This is a genomic window from Halobacillus halophilus DSM 2266, from assembly GCF_000284515.1.
Lineage (GTDB): Bacteria > Bacillota > Bacilli > Bacillales > Halobacillaceae > Halobacillus > Halobacillus halophilus.
The window spans coordinates 2,214,784-2,230,876 of record NC_017668.1; the positions used below are offsets into that span (position 1 = coordinate 2,214,784).

19 protein-coding genes and 1 other RNA gene are annotated in these 16,093 nt (G+C 40.0%); 4 read left to right on the forward strand and 16 right to left on the reverse strand.

Features of this window, described 5'->3' with window-relative positions:
- Positions 1-11 precede the first annotated feature (11 nt).
- From HBHAL_RS10855 to HBHAL_RS21970, 5 genes are all read right to left on the reverse strand, one after another.
- Entirely contained in the window at positions 12-971 is a 960-nt protein-coding gene (locus HBHAL_RS10855; RefSeq protein ID WP_014643458.1) for a thymidylate synthase, read from the reverse strand.
- A 26-nt stretch (positions 972-997) separates the two neighbouring features.
- Positions 998-1,597, reverse strand: coding sequence for an HD domain-containing protein (locus HBHAL_RS10860; protein ID WP_014643459.1), 600 nt, complete (start codon positions 1,595-1,597; stop codon positions 998-1,000).
- Positions 1,598-1,605: 8 nt separating this feature from the next.
- On the reverse strand, positions 1,606-2,460 hold the full coding sequence (locus tag HBHAL_RS10865) for a DUF72 domain-containing protein (protein ID WP_014643460.1): 855 nt from the start codon (positions 2,458-2,460) through the stop codon (positions 1,606-1,608).
- A gap of 91 nt (positions 2,461-2,551) precedes the next feature.
- Positions 2,552-4,222 carry a formate--tetrahydrofolate ligase gene (locus tag HBHAL_RS10870; RefSeq protein ID WP_014643461.1) on the reverse strand — a complete coding sequence of 557 codons (1,671 nt, stop codon included), beginning with the start codon at positions 4,220-4,222 and terminating at the stop codon, positions 2,552-2,554.
- Positions 4,223-4,277: 55 nt separating this feature from the next.
- Positions 4,278-4,409, reverse strand: a complete 132-nt coding sequence (locus tag HBHAL_RS21970) for a hypothetical protein (RefSeq protein WP_014643462.1) — start codon at positions 4,407-4,409, stop codon at positions 4,278-4,280.
- 235 nt (positions 4,410-4,644) lie between these two features.
- Here HBHAL_RS21970 and HBHAL_RS10875 point away from each other — a divergent pair, with 235 nt between their 5' ends.
- The 3 genes from HBHAL_RS10875 (at position 4,645) to HBHAL_RS10885 (ending at position 6,086) form a co-directional block, all read left to right on the forward strand.
- Entirely contained in the window at positions 4,645-4,845 is a 201-nt protein-coding gene (locus HBHAL_RS10875; protein ID WP_014643463.1) for a cold-shock protein, read from the forward strand.
- 144 nt (positions 4,846-4,989) lie between these two features.
- Positions 4,990-5,670 (forward strand): queuosine precursor transporter, encoded by a 681-nt coding sequence (locus tag HBHAL_RS10880; protein WP_014643464.1) that lies wholly within the window; start codon positions 4,990-4,992, stop codon positions 5,668-5,670.
- A 14-nt stretch (positions 5,671-5,684) separates the two neighbouring features.
- Positions 5,685-6,086: a ribonuclease HI family protein gene (locus HBHAL_RS10885; RefSeq protein ID WP_014643465.1), complete on the forward strand. Its 402-nt coding sequence runs from the start codon at positions 5,685-5,687 to the stop codon at positions 6,084-6,086.
- Positions 6,087-6,418: 332 nt separating this feature from the next.
- On the opposite strand, the gene HBHAL_RS10890 is transcribed toward HBHAL_RS10885, so the two are convergent.
- The 4 genes from HBHAL_RS10890 to HBHAL_RS10905 all read right to left on the reverse strand — a co-directional run bounded on the left by HBHAL_RS10890 (position 6,419) and on the right by HBHAL_RS10905 (position 9,676).
- Entirely contained in the window at positions 6,419-6,709 is a 291-nt protein-coding gene (locus tag HBHAL_RS10890) for a DUF6123 family protein (protein ID WP_014643466.1), read from the reverse strand.
- Between the two features lie 477 nt (positions 6,710-7,186).
- Positions 7,187-7,696, reverse strand: a complete 510-nt coding sequence (locus HBHAL_RS21850) for an isoprenylcysteine carboxyl methyltransferase family protein (RefSeq protein ID WP_014643468.1) — start codon at positions 7,694-7,696, stop codon at positions 7,187-7,189.
- On the reverse strand, positions 7,696-8,781 hold the full coding sequence (locus HBHAL_RS10900; RefSeq protein ID WP_014643469.1) for a type III polyketide synthase: 1,086 nt from the start codon (positions 8,779-8,781) through the stop codon (positions 7,696-7,698). Before HBHAL_RS10900 ends, HBHAL_RS21850 begins: the two co-directional genes overlap by 1 nt.
- Positions 8,782-8,908: 127 nt before the next feature.
- A complete protein-coding gene (locus HBHAL_RS10905; RefSeq protein WP_014643470.1) occupies positions 8,909-9,676 on the reverse strand; it encodes an SDR family NAD(P)-dependent oxidoreductase in 768 nt (255 codons plus the stop codon).
- Between the two features lie 128 nt (positions 9,677-9,804).
- On the opposite strand from HBHAL_RS10905, the gene HBHAL_RS10910 reads away from it, so the two are divergent.
- Positions 9,805-10,365 (forward strand): periplasmic heavy metal sensor, encoded by a 561-nt coding sequence (locus HBHAL_RS10910; protein ID WP_014643471.1) that lies wholly within the window; start codon positions 9,805-9,807, stop codon positions 10,363-10,365.
- Between the two features lie 56 nt (positions 10,366-10,421).
- Here HBHAL_RS10910 and HBHAL_RS10915 read toward each other — a convergent pair whose 3' ends face one another.
- The 7 genes from HBHAL_RS10915 to HBHAL_RS10940 form a co-directional block, all read right to left on the reverse strand.
- A complete protein-coding gene (locus HBHAL_RS10915) occupies positions 10,422-11,915 on the reverse strand; it encodes a carboxypeptidase M32 (protein WP_014643472.1) in 1,494 nt (497 codons plus the stop codon).
- A gap of 108 nt (positions 11,916-12,023) precedes the next feature.
- Complete coding sequence (locus tag HBHAL_RS10920; protein WP_014643473.1) at positions 12,024-13,160, reverse strand: THUMP domain-containing class I SAM-dependent RNA methyltransferase; 1,137 nt, start codon at positions 13,158-13,160, stop codon at positions 12,024-12,026.
- Between the two features lie 109 nt (positions 13,161-13,269).
- Positions 13,270-13,652: RNase P RNA component class B (gene rnpB, locus HBHAL_RS20520), an RNA gene on the reverse strand.
- Between the two features lie 99 nt (positions 13,653-13,751).
- On the reverse strand, positions 13,752-14,060 hold the full coding sequence (gene gpsB, locus HBHAL_RS10925; protein ID WP_014643474.1) for a cell division regulator GpsB: 309 nt from the start codon (positions 14,058-14,060) through the stop codon (positions 13,752-13,754).
- A 78-nt stretch (positions 14,061-14,138) separates the two neighbouring features.
- Positions 14,139-14,702: an SLOG family protein gene (locus HBHAL_RS10930; protein ID WP_014643475.1), complete on the reverse strand. Its 564-nt coding sequence runs from the start codon at positions 14,700-14,702 to the stop codon at positions 14,139-14,141.
- A 91-nt stretch (positions 14,703-14,793) separates the two neighbouring features.
- Positions 14,794-15,354, reverse strand: coding sequence for a CotD family spore coat protein (locus HBHAL_RS10935; RefSeq protein WP_014643476.1), 561 nt, complete (start codon positions 15,352-15,354; stop codon positions 14,794-14,796).
- Positions 15,355-15,572: 218 nt separating this feature from the next.
- Complete coding sequence (locus tag HBHAL_RS10940; RefSeq protein WP_014643477.1) at positions 15,573-15,980, reverse strand: cytidine deaminase; 408 nt, start codon at positions 15,978-15,980, stop codon at positions 15,573-15,575.
- Positions 15,981-16,093: the final 113 nt, after the last annotated feature.

Genomic DNA, 16,093 nt, shown 5'->3' on the forward strand with positions numbered 1-16,093 from the left:
CTCGTTTGATTTTATACTGCTATGGGAGCTTTGATTCCAGGATACGGGTCATACCCTTCTATGGAAATGTCCTCCATCTCGAAATCAAATACACGATCTTTTTCAGGATTTAATGAGATTTTTGGTAGTGCTTCAGGTGTTCGGTTTAACTGCTTGTGCACTTGTTCTATATGATTGCTGTAAATATGGGCATCTCCCAGTGTAAGAACAAACTCTCCAGGTTCCAGGTCACATTCACGTGCGATTAAATGGGTGAGCAGGGCATAACTAGCAATATTAAATGGAACGCCTAAGAATATATCCGCACTTCTTTGATATAATTGGCAGGAAAGTTTCCCATCAGCTACATAAAATTGAAAAAGTGCATGGCAGGGCGGCAAAGCCATGTTCGATGGTACATCCTCCGGATTCCAGGCTGTTACGATATGCCGCCTGGAATCCGGATTTCTCTTAATCCCTTCAATAACGTTTTTCAATTGGTCGATCGTCTGGCCCTGAGAAGTTTTCCACGCACGCCACTGCTTTCCATAAACGTTGCCCAAGTCACCGAATCGATCAGCAAACGAGTCATCTGTGAGAATCTTTTCTTTAAAACGTTCCATTTGCTCATCATATTGACCTTTAAATGCTTCATCTTTTAAGCTTCTTCGTCCAAAATCGGTCATATCAGGGCCGTGGTAATCATCGCTTTCCACCCACGCCTGAAAAGCCCACTCATTCCATATGTTGTTATTATGCTGCAGAAGGTAACGAATGTTCGTATCACCTTTAATAAACCACAGCAATTCACTTGCCACTAACCGAAAAGGGATTTTTTTAGTTGTTAAAAGCGGAAAACCATCCTCAAGGTTAAACCTGAGCTGGTGTCCAAATACGGAAAAGGTTCCTGTTCCTGTTCGATCTCCTTTTTCATGTCCTGCATCCAGGACGTGCCGGCATAAATCTAAATACGCTTGTTCATTTTTAACCACTATGTTTCCTCCTCTAGGTGAATATTCTAGTCCAGATGCTTTTCTCTACTAAATTCTAATAAGTATTTTTCCATAAAACGATGCCTGCGATCAGCTTCCTGTCGTCCACTTTCTGTATTCATCATCCCAGAAAGCTTTAATAATTTATCGTGAAAATGCTGGATAGAAGAGGAAGTATCCTCTTGTTCATTATCGATACTCTGCCCCTTCGCCCCGCCATAGGTAAATACACGAGCAATACCGATAGCACCGATGGCATCTAACCGGTCTGCGTCCTGGACAACAGCGCCTAAATAGGAGGAAGGCTTTTTCCCTTTTCGAAAGTAAACAGTTTCTATAGCTTTCTCAATCTCATTTATTTGGCAAAGAGTGAAATTCAATTCGAGTAGTAATCGATTCCTTTCTTCTAAAGCCTTATCAGGATTTGTAAATAACTTCTCATCTCCTATGTCGTGAAGCCAGCCCGCTGCTTCTGCAAGCACTGGGTCGACTTCCTCTTCCACAGCGAGCTTACAGGACCAAAGCGCCACACGCTTCATATGGTCAAAACCGTGTCCTGTCGTATCATGCTCGAACTGTTTTTTTACATACGTTTCAATTCTTTTGAGTCGATGGTCTTTCTCCATAAATCCTCCTAAAATTGAAACAGGTCCATTTGTCTAGGATTCAAATCGTCGTAAGTGACCCCTAAAATGTCCTGCATTTGTTTAGCGTTATCCGCAGCATCACCGCCGGAATTGTTATTGAAAAGTAATGTAATCTCCGGGGTTTGCTTTTTTAATTCATGGATTCTTTCAGCCCATTCCCTTAGTTCTTCCTCATTATATCTATAAAGAAAACGAACTTTTCTCCAATCCTCTCTGCCGTTCTTATTCCATCCGTGAATATTACGTCCGTGAAAGCGGACAAGTGATTTACTCGGGTGGGTGGGTTCTAAAACGCGGGGCACAGAACCTTCTCCCGCTTGAGGCTCATCACAAATGGTATGAATCCACTGTTGATCTTTCATAAATGATAAAGTCTGTTCTTTATACTGAGGCTGGAACCAACTTTGGTTTCTAAATTCAAGAGCAAGGGGATAATCGGACAGCCACTCTCTAATAAAGCGCAGTTTTTGTATATTTTGCTTTTTCACATCAAACCAAGGTGGAAACTGGAATAAAAGAGCATTGATTTTACCTTTTTCCCAGGCAGGCTGTATAGATTCTTCGTATTGCTTCATCAATTCTTTCGCTTCTTGTTTCGTACGTTCCTGCCTATCATGTCCTGTCAGATGACTAAAAGCTTTTATAACAAATCTAAATGATTCTGGGGTTTGTTTGATCCACTTTTCATAATGAGACTGCGGCTGTATTGCGTAAAATGCGGTATCTACTTCTACCACAGGAAAGTGAGAAGCATATTCAGATAGTTTTTCGTTTCCTTTTGTTTGATCTGAATATAGGGAAGCATGATCTCCCCAACCGGTCACACCGATTTGAATAGCCAATCCTCTTCCTCCTTGTCCTCTTATGTAATTAAAATCATTGTAGCAAAAAAAACATCCCCCTGACTAGAAAAAGCCAGGGGCTGACACTCTATTAAAATAAACCTTTAATTGTTCCATCCTCGGTAACATCCATTTGAAGGGCCGCCGGCTTTTTAGGCAGACCTGGCATTGTCATGACCTCACCGGTCAGAGCAACAATGAAACCAGCTCCTACAGAAAGTCTGAATTCACGTACTGTAATATAGAAGTTTCTCGGACGGCCTAGCTGAGAAGGATCGTCCGAAAGAGAATACTGGGTTTTTGCCATACAAATGGGTAATTGTCCATACCCTAACTGTTTTATTTGATGTAATTGCTTTTTCGCTTGAGTGGAAAATTGAACTCCTGCTGCTCCGTACACTTTACCAGCAATCTTCTGGATCTTTTCCTCTATGCTGTCGGATAAATCATAGGTGTACGTAAGATGTGCAGATTTACTTTCACAGACCTTTACCACTTTCTCAGCTAGATCAATACCTCCTTCCCCTCCTTTTGTAAACACATCAATCACCGATACAGGTGCCCCCTGCGCCTCACACCATTTCCGTAAATAGTCAAGTTCTGCCTGAGTGTCAGAAGAAAACTGGTTGACGGCTACGATAAAGGGAAGATTGAATTGACGAATCGTTTCCAAATGTTTTTCAAGATTCTCCATCCCTTTTTCGAGGGCTCCCAAGTCCTCATGCTGCAAATCCTTTTTATTCAAACCACCATGCATTTTCAATGCTCTAATCGTAGCTACAATTACGACAGCATCAGGCTCAAAATCCCCCGCCCGAGTTTTGATGTCTAAGAACTTCTCTGCGCCTAAATCAGCCCCAAACCCAGATTCCGTCACCACATAGTCACCTAACTTTGCAGCAATTTTTGTAGCCATTACACTGTTACACCCGTGAGCAATATTTGCAAAAGGCCCCCCGTGAATAATGGCAGGTGTGTTTTCCAATGTTTGGACAAGATTGGGCTTCATGGCGTCTTTCAGTAATAATGTTAAAGCACCCTGAAAACCCAGCTGATTAACAGTAACCGGCTCTTGGTGATATGTATAGCCAATAATAATTCTAGAAAGTCTCTTTTTTAAGTCTTGTAAATCGGCAGCCAGACAAAGCACGGCCATAATTTCAGAAGCCACAGTGATCGTAAACTCGTCTTCCCTGGGAACTCCTCTAACAGCCCCACCTAAACCAACAACGACTTGGCGTAAAGAGCGATCATTTATATCTAAAGCCCGCTTCCATGTAACTCTTCTCGGATCAATGTTCAGCTGATTCCCCTGATGAATATGGTTATCTATAAAAGCAGATAACGCATTATTAGCAGTCGTGATCGCGTGGATATCCCCAGTAAAATGAAGGTTAATCTCTTCCATAGGAACAACCTGGGAATACCCCCCTCCGCAAGCACCGCCTTTGAGTCCCATCGTTGGTCCAAGTGACGGCTCTCTTAATGCAATAACCGCTTTGTTATTCAACTGGTTTAAGGCCTGTCCCAGCCCTACCGTTACAGTAGATTTGCCTTCACCGGCAGGAGTAGGATTAATCGACGTGGTAAGAATAATCTTTCCGTTTGGTCGATCAGCCAGTTTGTTTAGCAGCTGGTCGGATAATTTGGCTTTATAATGTCCAAAAGGTTCCCAATCACCTTCTGCCAGTCCCATCTGTTCTGCAATTGAGGAAATAGGGTTCATCTTCGCTTCAAGAGCAATTTCAATATCTGTCTTCATAGGTTCACTCCCTTTATAACCTATCTTACCTTTTTTTTACATCATTTCAAAAAGTTTAGACGATTCTTTCTAATAACGGACTGATTTTGAAACTTACAGCCTCTATTTTACTGAACGAGAATAAGAAAATAACTTCCACAGCTCCCGCTAATTCAAACGTATGGGAGACTGAATAAACAACCATCATGAACTATTAACCAGTACTCTCATAAAAAATCATATTCAGATTGTTGACGTCACTTTATCGATACGTTATATTGTAGTTAAGCAAATAAGGTGATCGGAAACATAAATGCAAGGTAGTTCCCATAGAAGTACTCTGGAGTTTATTTTTCCGAGTTTCTATGGATTTTTTATGTTCTTATCATCATTTGTGAATTATCACGTATTACGTGTAAGAAGTTTTTAGGAGGATTCATATCATGCAAAACGGTACAGTAAAATGGTTTAACGCGGAAAAAGGTTACGGCTTCATCCAAGTAGAAGGTGGAAATGATGTATTCGTACACTTCTCTGCAATTCAAGAAGAAGGTTTCAAATCTCTAGAAGAAGGTCAAACCGTTTCTTTCGAAATTGTTGAAGGCGACCGCGGACCACAAGCAGCTAATGTTGAAAAACAATAAATAAAATCCAAAGCAGCCTCTATAGAGGCTGCTTTTTTTATGTTTTGCTTGAAAAAACAAGCCCTCCCTCGTATAATTAACGGCTGTTGATCTAACAGCGCGGTTCGAGAACTCCCGCGATATCAAAACTAAGGAGGTAGTTCTATGAGTAATGAATGGCTATGGATATTATTCGCTATCATTAATTTCAGTTTATTACTAATGGTTTACCGCATCTTTGGTAAACCCGGGCTTTTTGTATGGATAGGAATGTCCACGGTAGTTGCCAATATTCAGGTAGTCAAAACAATTGAACTATTCGGATTGAACGCTACTCTTGGAAATATCATTTATGGAACAGCCTTTCTTGCAACAGACATCCTAAACGAAAAGTATGGAAAAAGAGATGCCCGAAAAGCAGTTTGGATGGGCTTTTCTACGCTAATTTCTTTGACCATCATGATGCAGCTGGCAATCCAGTTTACGCCAGGAGAAAATGATGTGGCCCAGCCTGCTCTTGAAAGTCTGTTTGGCATTGTGCCTCGCATCGCTCTTGGGAGCTTGACTGCATATATTATCAGTCAGTATTTTGACGTATGGCTGTATGCACGTTTAAAAAAATTATTCTCAAGTGACGGCACACTATGGATAAGAAATAATGGAAGTACGATGATCAGCCAGCTCTTAGACAGCGCAATTTTCTGTGCAATCGCATTTTTGGGGATCTACCCTTTTGAAGTTTGGCTGGAGATATTCTTGACAACTTATATTATTAAATTTATTGTAGCTGCTATTGACACCCCATTTTTATATGCAGCTAAAAGGTTTAAACATCCTGATAATTGAAGGAGTTGTTTGAATTGATTGAAGTTTATACAGATGCTGCGGCAAGCGGTGATCCCGGTCCGAGTGCTGCTGGCGTAATTATTAAACAAGGTGCGACACTTATTGAACATAGCTTCTATCTTAATGAAAGAAATAATCATGAGGCTGAATTTCTAGCCGTAATTAAGGCCCTTGAAGTATGCAGAGAAGATTTCCCAGATGAAATCATATCTATTCGATCTGATGCCAAAATTGTTATTGATACGATTGAAAAAGGCTACACTAAAAATGAAAAATTCTCACCTTTACTCACAACCATCCAGGATTTGGAAGAAAACTTTCCTTACGTATTCTATAAATGGGTGCCGGAAAAGCAAAATAAAAACGCTGACCGAGTTGCACGAGCCGCGCTCTTAAAGCATACGAAACTCCGCTGAAATAAGAATTTACACTTGTAGGGAAACCCATCGTTCTCTACAAGTTTTTTTCTGTTATATATTTTCTGTTCAACAGAAATCCAAAAAGGCTGCCGAATGTTTGTCGACAACCTTTTTACCAGGGTGAGAGTTAAAAATATGGAGATCTGAAATTTGAGAAGAATGGTTATTCAAGGCCGATTTGCAGCCAAGTTTAGGGGTGCAATGCACTAAAGCGAGGAAAAAGCAAAAGGATAAGTAAGAGTCCTCAAGAAACGGTTCGAACTATTATGTCCTGCTTCATAACAGAGGTTTATTTCCATTTTAAATGTTAAAAAGAGGGGCACTGATCCTTATTGTAAAGGAAGTTTAGAAGATGAAACGCGTTCTTCTATAGATTGATAAGCCTGACGTTTCGATTTGATATTTGGCTTAGCTATATGTTCCAACACACTTATGAAAAAACTTGGGTCAAAAGCTTGTTGGAATTTTAAAGTGATCTTTACCGCAATAATGGTTTTCCACTCGGAAGCATTGGCTGAATTCTTACCAAAGTAAATAAATCTTACATCTTCATCACTTAATTTAAATCCCCTTGACCATAAATCCTCTAAAAAGTAGGCTAATGCATGGTTTTTTTTCATAAGTCACTCCTTACATTTTACTGCCTTTTAAATGGGTCCATTACGCTTAACGCTCAATATGTATAAACGAGCAGCACTTCTTCAATATAGGAACACGACGGTAAGATTAAGCCACATTTTTTACAGTTGTTCTAATGAATTAGACAGTAATCAGCTTTCGACATTTTTCCTTCTTTTTCTCTATTATAGCAAAAATAAAAAGCCAGGTGTATTTACCTGGCTGAAATTGTTCGTTCATATGATTTTCTATTTTGTGAAGGAGTTGGTTTTACATTCCCTTTTACCATATCCATAACCGAGCGAGCAGGTACTGATCCAACCTTTGCCAATATCCAAACCATCAAACAACTATAAACAGCGACAACCAAAAAGATGATCACCATCATAATGTTCCCGCACCCTTCTAAATGATAATGATTTTCAATACTAATTAGATTATAGCAGACCTCTTCAGTAAAAAGCAACTGTCAATAAGTCTTAAACCCTCTCTTCTAAAGCCTTTTCTTCTGCTGGAATGCGTACCATGAGCACAAGCAAATGCAGAAATGGGAAAACAATTGCCGTTATATAGGCTTGGAAAAGCAGTGGAATAAATAGTAATTCAAAAAACACAATCACGTAATTGGGATGAGGAATATACCTATATGGACCTTTTTTGATAGGCTTTTCATCAGGCAAGATTAGAATTCGTGTATTCCATCTTCTCCCTAAGCTTGAAATACACCATATCCTTAAGACCTGAAGAAGGATAAACATGCTTAGAGAAAGATAAAAAAAACGACTGTAATGGTACGAAGGGAAAGCAAACTCTGAAAAAAGGGAAACAAAGAATAAACTATGGAGCACAATAAACAAAATATAATGATTTTCTCCTGATTCTATGGCCCCTCTGTTCAACATCCATTTTCGATTTGATCTGGCAAGAGCTAATTCTGCTAACCTTTGAATAACCAAAAAAGAAAACAGAATCCATAAAAATCCTTCCATTACACCCACTCCAAACTTACGATTTCTGAACTAAAACCAGGCCCGAGGGACGTCATACAGGACCTTGTACCTTTTTCAGGTTCACTAGCCATCGCCTCATTTAATACAAAATGAACAGTAGGAGAGGACATATTTCCGTGATTCCTCAACACATTCTCTGAAAACTTTAACGTATGATCGGATAATTCAAATACTTCCTTGTAACCTTCCAGCACTTTTCTTCCACCGGGATGAGCAACGATAAATGGCAATTCATTGCTTTCCCAAAGGTTTTCAGCTAAAACTTCCTCCATATGGAGACTCCAAAATGATTTTACTAATTTTGGGATGCTTTTATTAAAAATTACTTCAAATCCTGTATCCACTACTCGCCATCCCATTACATCTGTACTGAATGGCTTGAGTCTTGAACTTGAATTCAATACCTTAGCCGTGGGCAAGCAAGCCATTTCTCGAAGTTTTGAACGTTCTCCACTCATAAGTACCGCTGATGCACCGTCTCCAAATAAGGCAGTTCCTACAAAGTTACTTACTCGCTGATCAGTTAATTGGAAGGTTAAACTGCACAATTCCACACATACTACTAGAACATTTTTTTCTGGATGACCTTGAAGCCATTCAAACGCTCGGGCCACTCCGCTTGTACCTCCAGCGCATCCTAAACCAAACATTGGCGTCCTTTTCACTGTTTCTCTGAAGTTTAAATCATTAATAAAGTAAGTATCCAATGTAGGTGTGTTGATTCCAGTAGAAGATACGAAGATAATATGATCTACCATAGAAGGACTCACTTGTTGCTTTAAGAACTGAAGATTAGATAAGCACGACTCAATAGCACCCTTCGCGTATTTTAACGCCTTTTCGTGAAATAATTCATTTCTCTCCTTTAATCCGTGTGGATGTTCAAACCACTCCATACTTGCTGAGAACTGTCTTTTATCTATTTGAGCATGTTCGAAGATTGGCAGCAACCGTTTTTTTTCATGAGATTTGAGAGGGAAAAGGTTGTAAATAAGTGATTGTACTGTGTCTTGAGAATATTCGTACTCAGCTTCTTGCAGTCCAGTTGAAAGTATATACGCCATTTGACAACCTCCTTTTTTTTAATATGCTCCTAATCCCACTAGATTATGAGCTTAAAGAAAGCTGTCTTTCAGTTTTCAACTTAAAATAAAAACGAGCAATTAACTAAGGTTAATTGCTCGTCTTTACTTAAAATCCATAAATCGTCATCCCGCCATCTACAAACAGAGTCTGGCCTGTCATATAGTTACCTGCGTCTGAGGCAAGAAATACTGCGGCACCCGACACTTCTTCAAGCTTTCCTATTCGGTTTAATGGTGTTCTTTCAAGAATGGATTGTACATAATCTTCATCTTGTAGCAACTGCTCCGTTAATGAAGTCGGAAAGTACCACGGACCGATTGCATTCACATTAATTTGATACTTTCCCCACTCCAGGGCAAGATTTTTTGTCATTTGAATAAGTGCACTTTTTGTCATAGCATATACGACTCCGGTTCTTAACGCTGTATGACCGCCTACGGAAGAAATGTTAATAATCTTTCCTTGTCTGTGTTGTTTCATTACCCTTCCCGCATATTGAGATAAGAAAAACGCACTTTTCATGTTAGTTGAAACAATCTGGTCCCATTCTTCCTCACTTACGTTTTCAGCTTCTGAGCGTATGTTCATCCCTGCATTATTGACCCAAATATCTATAGCTCGATCACCACGGATTTCTTCCACTTCCTCTTTAATCGCATCATATTGCTGGATATCTTTACAAATCGTATAAGCTTGCTGTCCTAGAGATTCAACGGTCTCTTTCATTTTTTTTAGCTGCTTTTCATTACGTGCAATTAAGATCACATCGGCTCCTGACTCGGCATAGGCAAGAGCAATTGCTTTTCCAATACCTTTGGTGCCACCCGTGACGACGGCAAGTTTATGATCTAATCGAAAATCTGGTAAATACATAAATAAGACCTCCCCGAGTAAATAATAAATAAAATTTTCAGTATATTATAACATTTTTGCAATTTCTTTACATTCATTCCTGCCTCCCCTAGAATAAACGTGATACATAACTCAAAGGGGGATTATATATGAAGAAATGGTTACTTATGCTGGGCATTGCAGGTACGCTGGTTATCGCCGGATGTAATAATGACTCTTCTGATGAATCAAACAGTGATTCTGAAAGTCAGACGGAAGACCAATCATCAGCTGAAGAAGAAAGCAAAAACGATGAGCAGGCAATGAAGAAAGAAATCATGAGCGTCCAGATGAATATGCAGGACACTTTCCAGCCTTACCAATCTAAAATTGCCGCTTATGAAGAAGCCATGGTTGCTGAAGAGCCGGACCCAGAAGCTATTAAATCTGCTGGAGAAGAAGCTCAAACAGCCGCAGCAGAAGCTGCCGATGCAGCGTCAAATTATTCAATAAAAGCCGACCTGCCTGAAGATGTCATGACTACATATGAAGAAGCGCTTCCTTCTCTTCAATCTTACTATGAAGAAGTTGCAAGTGCACTAGAATCTAATGTGGAAGAGGCAGATTTATCGCAAGCTGATGAAAAATTCTCGGAGTTTACGGAACAAATAGCTCCTGTTTATGAAGATGCTGGATTATTAAAACCTGAATTAAAAAAAGAATTTTCTTAATTAAACAAAACCCAGCTGTCTTTACTGACAGCTGGGTTTTATAACTCATCATAATATTAAAATTGATAAATGTGTTTATATTTATTGGTCAGATAGTCGACTAAATAATCAGGGTTTAACCCTTCCCCAGTCACTTCTTCCAGAAGTTCAAGAGGTTTTTTCATCTTCCCGTACTGATGTATACGAGAGGTCAGCCATTCTTTAACCTGTTTGAAGTCGCCCTGCTCGATCACACGGTTAATATCAATTTCTTTACTCATTTGATTTTCTATTTGAGCTGCATACATGTATCCTAATGCATAAGACGGAAAGTAACCAAAATCTCCACCTGCCCAGTGTATATCCTGAAGCACGCCTTCAGAGTCCATTTCAGGCTTCACACCCAAATAATCTTCCATTTTTTTATTCCATAACTCCGGTAAGTCCTTCACTTCTATTTCTCCGCCTATTAAAGCCTTTTCAAGCTCGTATCGAACCATTATATGAAGACAATAGGTTAATTCATCAGCTTCAATCCTTATAAGTGAAGGCTTCACTTCGTTAATTGCCCGGTAAAATTGATCCAGCGGCAACGATTCGAACTTTTCCGGTGCATTCATTTTAAATAACTCGTAATGGTTCTGCCAAAAGGATTCCCGTCTCGATATAAAGTTCTCCCAAAACAGAGACTGAGACTCATGAATACCCATGGACGTTCCTGTTGCGAGAGGCGTAAAACTGAGTTTTGGATCAATGTTCTGTTCGTATAGAGCATGACCCCCCTCATGAATGGTACCAAATACAGCGGTTCTAAAATCTTTTTCATCGTATTTTGTCGTAACACGAACATCATTGCTATTTAGACCTATGGCAAAAGGATGAACCGTTTCATCTAAACGGCCGGCTTCAAAATCGTACCCCATCCGCTTAAGTATTTCTTCACTGAATTTTTCCTGCTGAGCTTTAGGAAAGTGCCCTTCAAGTACGGAAGGGTCTGGCTGGTTAGGAGCTTTTTTAATTTGATCTAACAAATCCGTCAACGCCTTACGCACTCGCGGGAACACTTCTTCTAATTTAGATACGGTAATTCCGGGTTCGTAGTTATGAAGGAGAGCATCGTAGCGATGTTCTTTGTAGCCCCAGTACTCCGCAAATCGCTTGTTGAATTCCACCAGTTCTTCTAAATATGGACGAAAACTTTCAAAATCGTTCATATCTTTTGCTTCTGCCCACATAGATTCCGCTTTGGATTGGAGCGTTACATATTCCCGATATTCTTTTCCAGGAATCTTAGCTGTCTTATTATAGGTTTCTTCTGCTTCTTCCAGCGACTTAACAAGTACTGGATCTTCAACTTGCCCTTTTAATTCATCGATATAAGATTTCATTTTGTCAGATGTTTGTATTTCGTGTACTTTCTCTGATAGTACTCCTAAAACTTCAGAACGGTTATCCATTCCTTTTTTTGGAGCTTTTGTGCGCATGTCCCATGCCATTAAACCAATGGCTTCTTCATAGGATGATTGTTCTTTCAGAAGATCAAAAAATTTTTCTTTTACAGTTTGAGTCACTGCGGTCACCTCACCTTTACCTGAAGTATGTGATTTATTCCGTTTTTAAATAAATCCTACAAATAAAGAAAACTAAGTTCATGGGTGGTTAACTCCACCATTCTCTATTTAACGTATCTTTTTTCCAAAGTATTGATAGTAATCTGTCTTGATGAATCCGTTGAATAGTTTACGCTTTTTCGTGGCTTCCTTTCCATAAAGTTTTTCAAATCCTTCATGGGAAGTCAGCACATACACGCTCCAGGAGGGATGATCTCTCATGATAACTCCTAGATCGCGATACATCTCTTCCACCTCAGGGCGTTCACCCATTCGTTCACCATAGGGAGGGTTAGAGACTAAATAACCATTTTCCTGCTTGGGTTTGAAATCCCGTAACTGCATTTGTTTCCAGGTCACAAGATCGCCAAGACCCGCTTCCATAGCATTATTTTTAGCAATATCAATTAAGTCCGGATCTATATCTGAACCTGTTATGTTTAAAGGCTGATCATAATTGGCACAGTCTTCCGCCTCTTGAAAAGCTTCATCCCAGGCCTTTTGTGGAATAAACGACCAATCCTCAGAAGCAAATTCCCGGTTAAAACCCGGCGCAATATTCTGCCCGATTAAGGCAGCTTCAATGGCTATTGTTCCTGACCCGCAGAAAGGATCTACAAAAGGTTCATCCGGATGCCAGTTCGTTACTTGAACGAGTGCAGCAGCCAGCGTTTCTTTCAAAGGAGCTTCCCCCTGTCCAACTCTATATCCCCGTTTATGAAGGCCGCTCCCTGATGTATCAATAGTCAGTAACGCTTCATCCTTATGAAGAGCGATTTCCACACGATAAAATGCTCCCGTTTCTTTTAACCAGGAAGCCACGCCGTATTTTTTCTTCAAACGCTCAACTATAGCTTTCTTTACGATAGATTGGCAATCTGGTACACTGTACAACTTCGATTTTACGGATTTACCTACTACAGGAAATTCACCATCTTCTGTGATAAAGTTTTCCCACGGTAAAGCTTTCGTCTTCTCAAATAAGTCATCGAATGTAACAGCTTTAAACTTTCCAACCAGTAATTTCACGCGGTCAGCCGTTCTTAACCAGAGGTTAGCCCTTGGAATAGCTGATACATCTGCTGTAAATACTACCCGCCCGTTCTCCACTTGAACGTTTTCATACCCAAGTTCTTTTACTTCTTTACTAACTATCGCTTCAAGGCCCATAGCCGCAGTAGCAATCAAAGTAACCTGTTGATCCATTTTTCCTCATCTCCCCTACTATGTATTCATAAAAAAACCCTTCTAAAAAGCAAAGATGGCTTTTCAGAAGGGTGTGTGCTGTAGTAATAATTAAAGTGACCTTTGAATACTCTGTAAGCCATGTTCTGTTCCATTGTACTGCAAACGGCGGTCAACCTCGTACTCCGGTGGCAATCATCTATCTGCCGACTATATGCCGGCCTCTCCGTTGGTTCATTTTCCATTAAGAGAGTGCCCCTACCTATATTTGGGTTGCTCACTCGCGGGGTTTACCTCGTTCCACCCAAAATATTTCTATTTTGGCTTCGTCACTGTGGCACTTTCAAAGTATTCATTCCTTATCTTAACAGACTTAGGAATTTTCCTTGCCGTTAGCTTTACATAAGCTACCCTGACTTATGGTTTCGTCAGGCACGAACACTACAGTCATCTCAGACTGTGCGAGCATGGACTTTCCTCTGTATGAAAATCATACAGCGATTACCCGAGTATTCAAAATTACTTTATGCATTAGATTCGTCAGCATCTTAAGAGATGCACTAAAATAGTGTACCAAATATTCACCACGCTGTCACGTGGGAATTAGTGGAATCAATCAGCGAATTTATTTCCGAATACGGCTTTTTCCAGATTAGACACTCGTTTTAAAATATCGTAATTGACTTGATGATTATTATTGGCGGGTTGTTTTACACGTTGTGTCGATTCTCTGGATGACATACGTTTCAACCGGTCATTTTCCTGCTGTAATCTTTCTATCTCCTGCTGCATATGGTCATAATCCTGGATGATTAAATCTAAATATTCATCCACTTCTTCTTGATTATACCCTCTCATGGACGTTTTAAAATCTTTTTCAAGAATCTCTTTACTTGTTAAGTGGATATTTTCTAAGTTCATTATCTTCACCTCTGTTCAGCACATTACGTTTATTTTTTCAAAAGCTGACGGAAATGTCAATTTTGTATTTAGAAAAAATTATTGGCTCCAGTAATCTGGGTTCGACATTCTCAGTTCTTCCACTATTTCATCCAAATCTAATGGAGTTATGTAGAGAATAGGATAAGTATGAGAAGCAGCATAGTTTGAAGCCGCTGTTAAAAAGTAATCCGGGCTCCCCTTTGTCTCTTCATCATACAATACCAGGCATCCATCGGAATGTTCCACTAAAAACTGGTCTTTAGCACGAAATTGATACGGTCCCTCATACCCTTTATTATATACCGGCTTATAAAAATCCGCCATCATCGTTACCTCTTCATATACCAGTTGGTAGGCTTCTTTCCATCTTTCCTGCTGATTTTCAAATGGCGGAATTATCCCCAGATTAACCGAGTACTCTTCTTTTAAATCGAGTACAACTTCTCCGGTCCAAAGTTCTACCCCCATTTGACCTGAAATCAGAACCCATTCCAGTCCTTCATCTAATAAGGATAGAATCCTTTTCTTAATGGCTTCTTTTATAAAGCTTACTTTACTATCTTCAGGGTTGAAAATTCCGAGTTCCATCGGTTTGTAGCCTGTAACAACAATCGTTTTCATGCTTTGTCTCCCTTTTGGTTAATTAGACAAGAAGAGAAGGCTTTCATCTTCCTATATGAAAAAATAAGCCACAGCTAGTGGCTTATTTTAATTATTCCATTGGGCCCATTTGTCCTTGCGGCATCATTGGCATTTGTCCTTGACCCATTCCCATTTGACCTTGAGGCATCATTGACATCTGACCCTGGCCCATTCCCATTTGATCCTGAGGCATCATCGGCATCTGACCCTGGCCCATTCCCATTTGATCCTGAGGCATCATCCCCATCTGGCCCTGACCCATTCCCATTTGATCCTGAGGCATCATCCCCATCTGGCCCTGACCCATTCCCATTTGATCCTGAGGCATCATCGGCATCTGGCCCTGACCCATTTGGTTTTGAGACATGTAATCCATCCAGTTATAATCCGGTGAAGACCCTTGTGGAAAGGCGTAATCCTGAGTTTGGAAAGAATTAGCCTCCGAAGTCATATAAGGGAAATAATGAAAATTATTTAGTAAATGATGGTTTTGAACTAATATGTGCGTCGGATGAATATAATCTTGATTTTCTACAAAGAAATTGTCTACTACACATTGCTGTACTGGGCAAACGATCGGACGCCTATTGCAGGATTGAGCGCCTTGACCTTGCATTGAATGCTGATGCATACAACTTTCACTCCTTATCGTCTATTCCTTATCAGCGTATGTCATGCATCTGCAAGATGTACTGGGCGAAATTATCATATTACTAAGAACTTCCCCATCGTTCATAAATGAAAAAGGAAGCTTACAAAGTAGTCAAGTACACATTCATATAATTCCTGCTAAAGAAAAGAAAAAAAGGAAGGATCGCATCCCTCCTTCTCTCTATGTAAAGCGATTACCTAAGAAGATTCCTCCGGCAGATCGGCGGATGAAAAAGAAAATGGCAGTAATTCATCCATAGACACCGTTTTGCAATCTCCCAAGAGATTAGAAGCATGAATCTTCACGTTGGAATCAAAGAATTCACTCATCACTTGACGGCATGAACCACAAGGTGGAACGGGACGCTTTGTATCTGCGACTACAGCCAGCTCCTGAAATTTAACGTGACCCTCTGAAATGGCCTTAAAAATGGCCACTCTCTCTGCGCAGCACGCCACCGGGTAAGCCGCATTCTCAATATTACATCCGGTGTACAGAGTGCCATCCGCTGTTAGAAGTGCTGCTCCTACAGGAAATTTAGAATAGGGAGTATAAGCCTTTTCCCGACTATCTTTAGCATGTTGAATTAACTGTTCCTGATTCATATTATAACCTCCCTTTTATTGGGAAGATAATTATAAAACAATTCAACATATATGTAAAGCGATTACAAAAAGATCATAATCTTATTCAAAAAACACATTCAGGGCATTAATAT

Excerpts from the sequence above, each read along its gene's own strand:
- HBHAL_RS10860 (WP_014643459.1), bottom strand. The coding sequence starts at position 1,597 with ATGGAGAAAGACCATCGACTCAAAAGAATTGAAACGTATGTAAAAAAA.
- HBHAL_RS10870 (WP_014643461.1), bottom strand. The coding sequence starts at position 4,222 with ATGAAGACAGATATTGAAATTGCTCTTGAAGCGAAGATGAACCCTATT.
- HBHAL_RS21970 (WP_014643462.1), bottom strand. The coding sequence starts at position 4,409 with ATGATGGTTGTTTATTCAGTCTCCCATACGTTTGAATTAGCGGGAGCT.
- HBHAL_RS10875 (WP_014643463.1), top strand. The coding sequence starts at position 4,645 with ATGCAAAACGGTACAGTAAAATGGTTTAACGCGGAAAAAGGTTACGGC.
- HBHAL_RS10880 (WP_014643464.1), top strand. The coding sequence starts at position 4,990 with ATGAGTAATGAATGGCTATGGATATTATTCGCTATCATTAATTTCAGT.
- HBHAL_RS10890 (WP_014643466.1), bottom strand. The coding sequence starts at position 6,709 with ATGAAAAAAAACCATGCATTAGCCTACTTTTTAGAGGATTTATGGTCA.
- HBHAL_RS21850 (WP_014643468.1), bottom strand. The coding sequence starts at position 7,696 with ATGGAAGGATTTTTATGGATTCTGTTTTCTTTTTTGGTTATTCAAAGG.
- HBHAL_RS10900 (WP_014643469.1), bottom strand. The coding sequence starts at position 8,781 with ATGGCGTATATACTTTCAACTGGACTGCAAGAAGCTGAGTACGAATAT.
- HBHAL_RS10905 (WP_014643470.1), bottom strand. The coding sequence starts at position 9,676 with ATGTATTTACCAGATTTTCGATTAGATCATAAACTTGCCGTCGTCACG.
- HBHAL_RS10910 (WP_014643471.1), top strand. The coding sequence starts at position 9,805 with ATGAAGAAATGGTTACTTATGCTGGGCATTGCAGGTACGCTGGTTATC.
- HBHAL_RS10920 (WP_014643473.1), bottom strand. The coding sequence starts at position 13,160 with ATGGATCAACAGGTTACTTTGATTGCTACTGCGGCTATGGGCCTTGAA.
- gpsB (WP_014643474.1), bottom strand. The coding sequence starts at position 14,060 with ATGAACTTAGAAAATATCCACTTAACAAGTAAAGAGATTCTTGAAAAA.
- HBHAL_RS10930 (WP_014643475.1), bottom strand. The coding sequence starts at position 14,702 with ATGAAAACGATTGTTGTTACAGGCTACAAACCGATGGAACTCGGAATT.
- HBHAL_RS10935 (WP_014643476.1), bottom strand. The coding sequence starts at position 15,354 with ATGCATCAGCATTCAATGCAAGGTCAAGGCGCTCAATCCTGCAATAGG.
- HBHAL_RS10940 (WP_014643477.1), bottom strand. The coding sequence starts at position 15,980 with ATGAATCAGGAACAGTTAATTCAACATGCTAAAGATAGTCGGGAAAAG.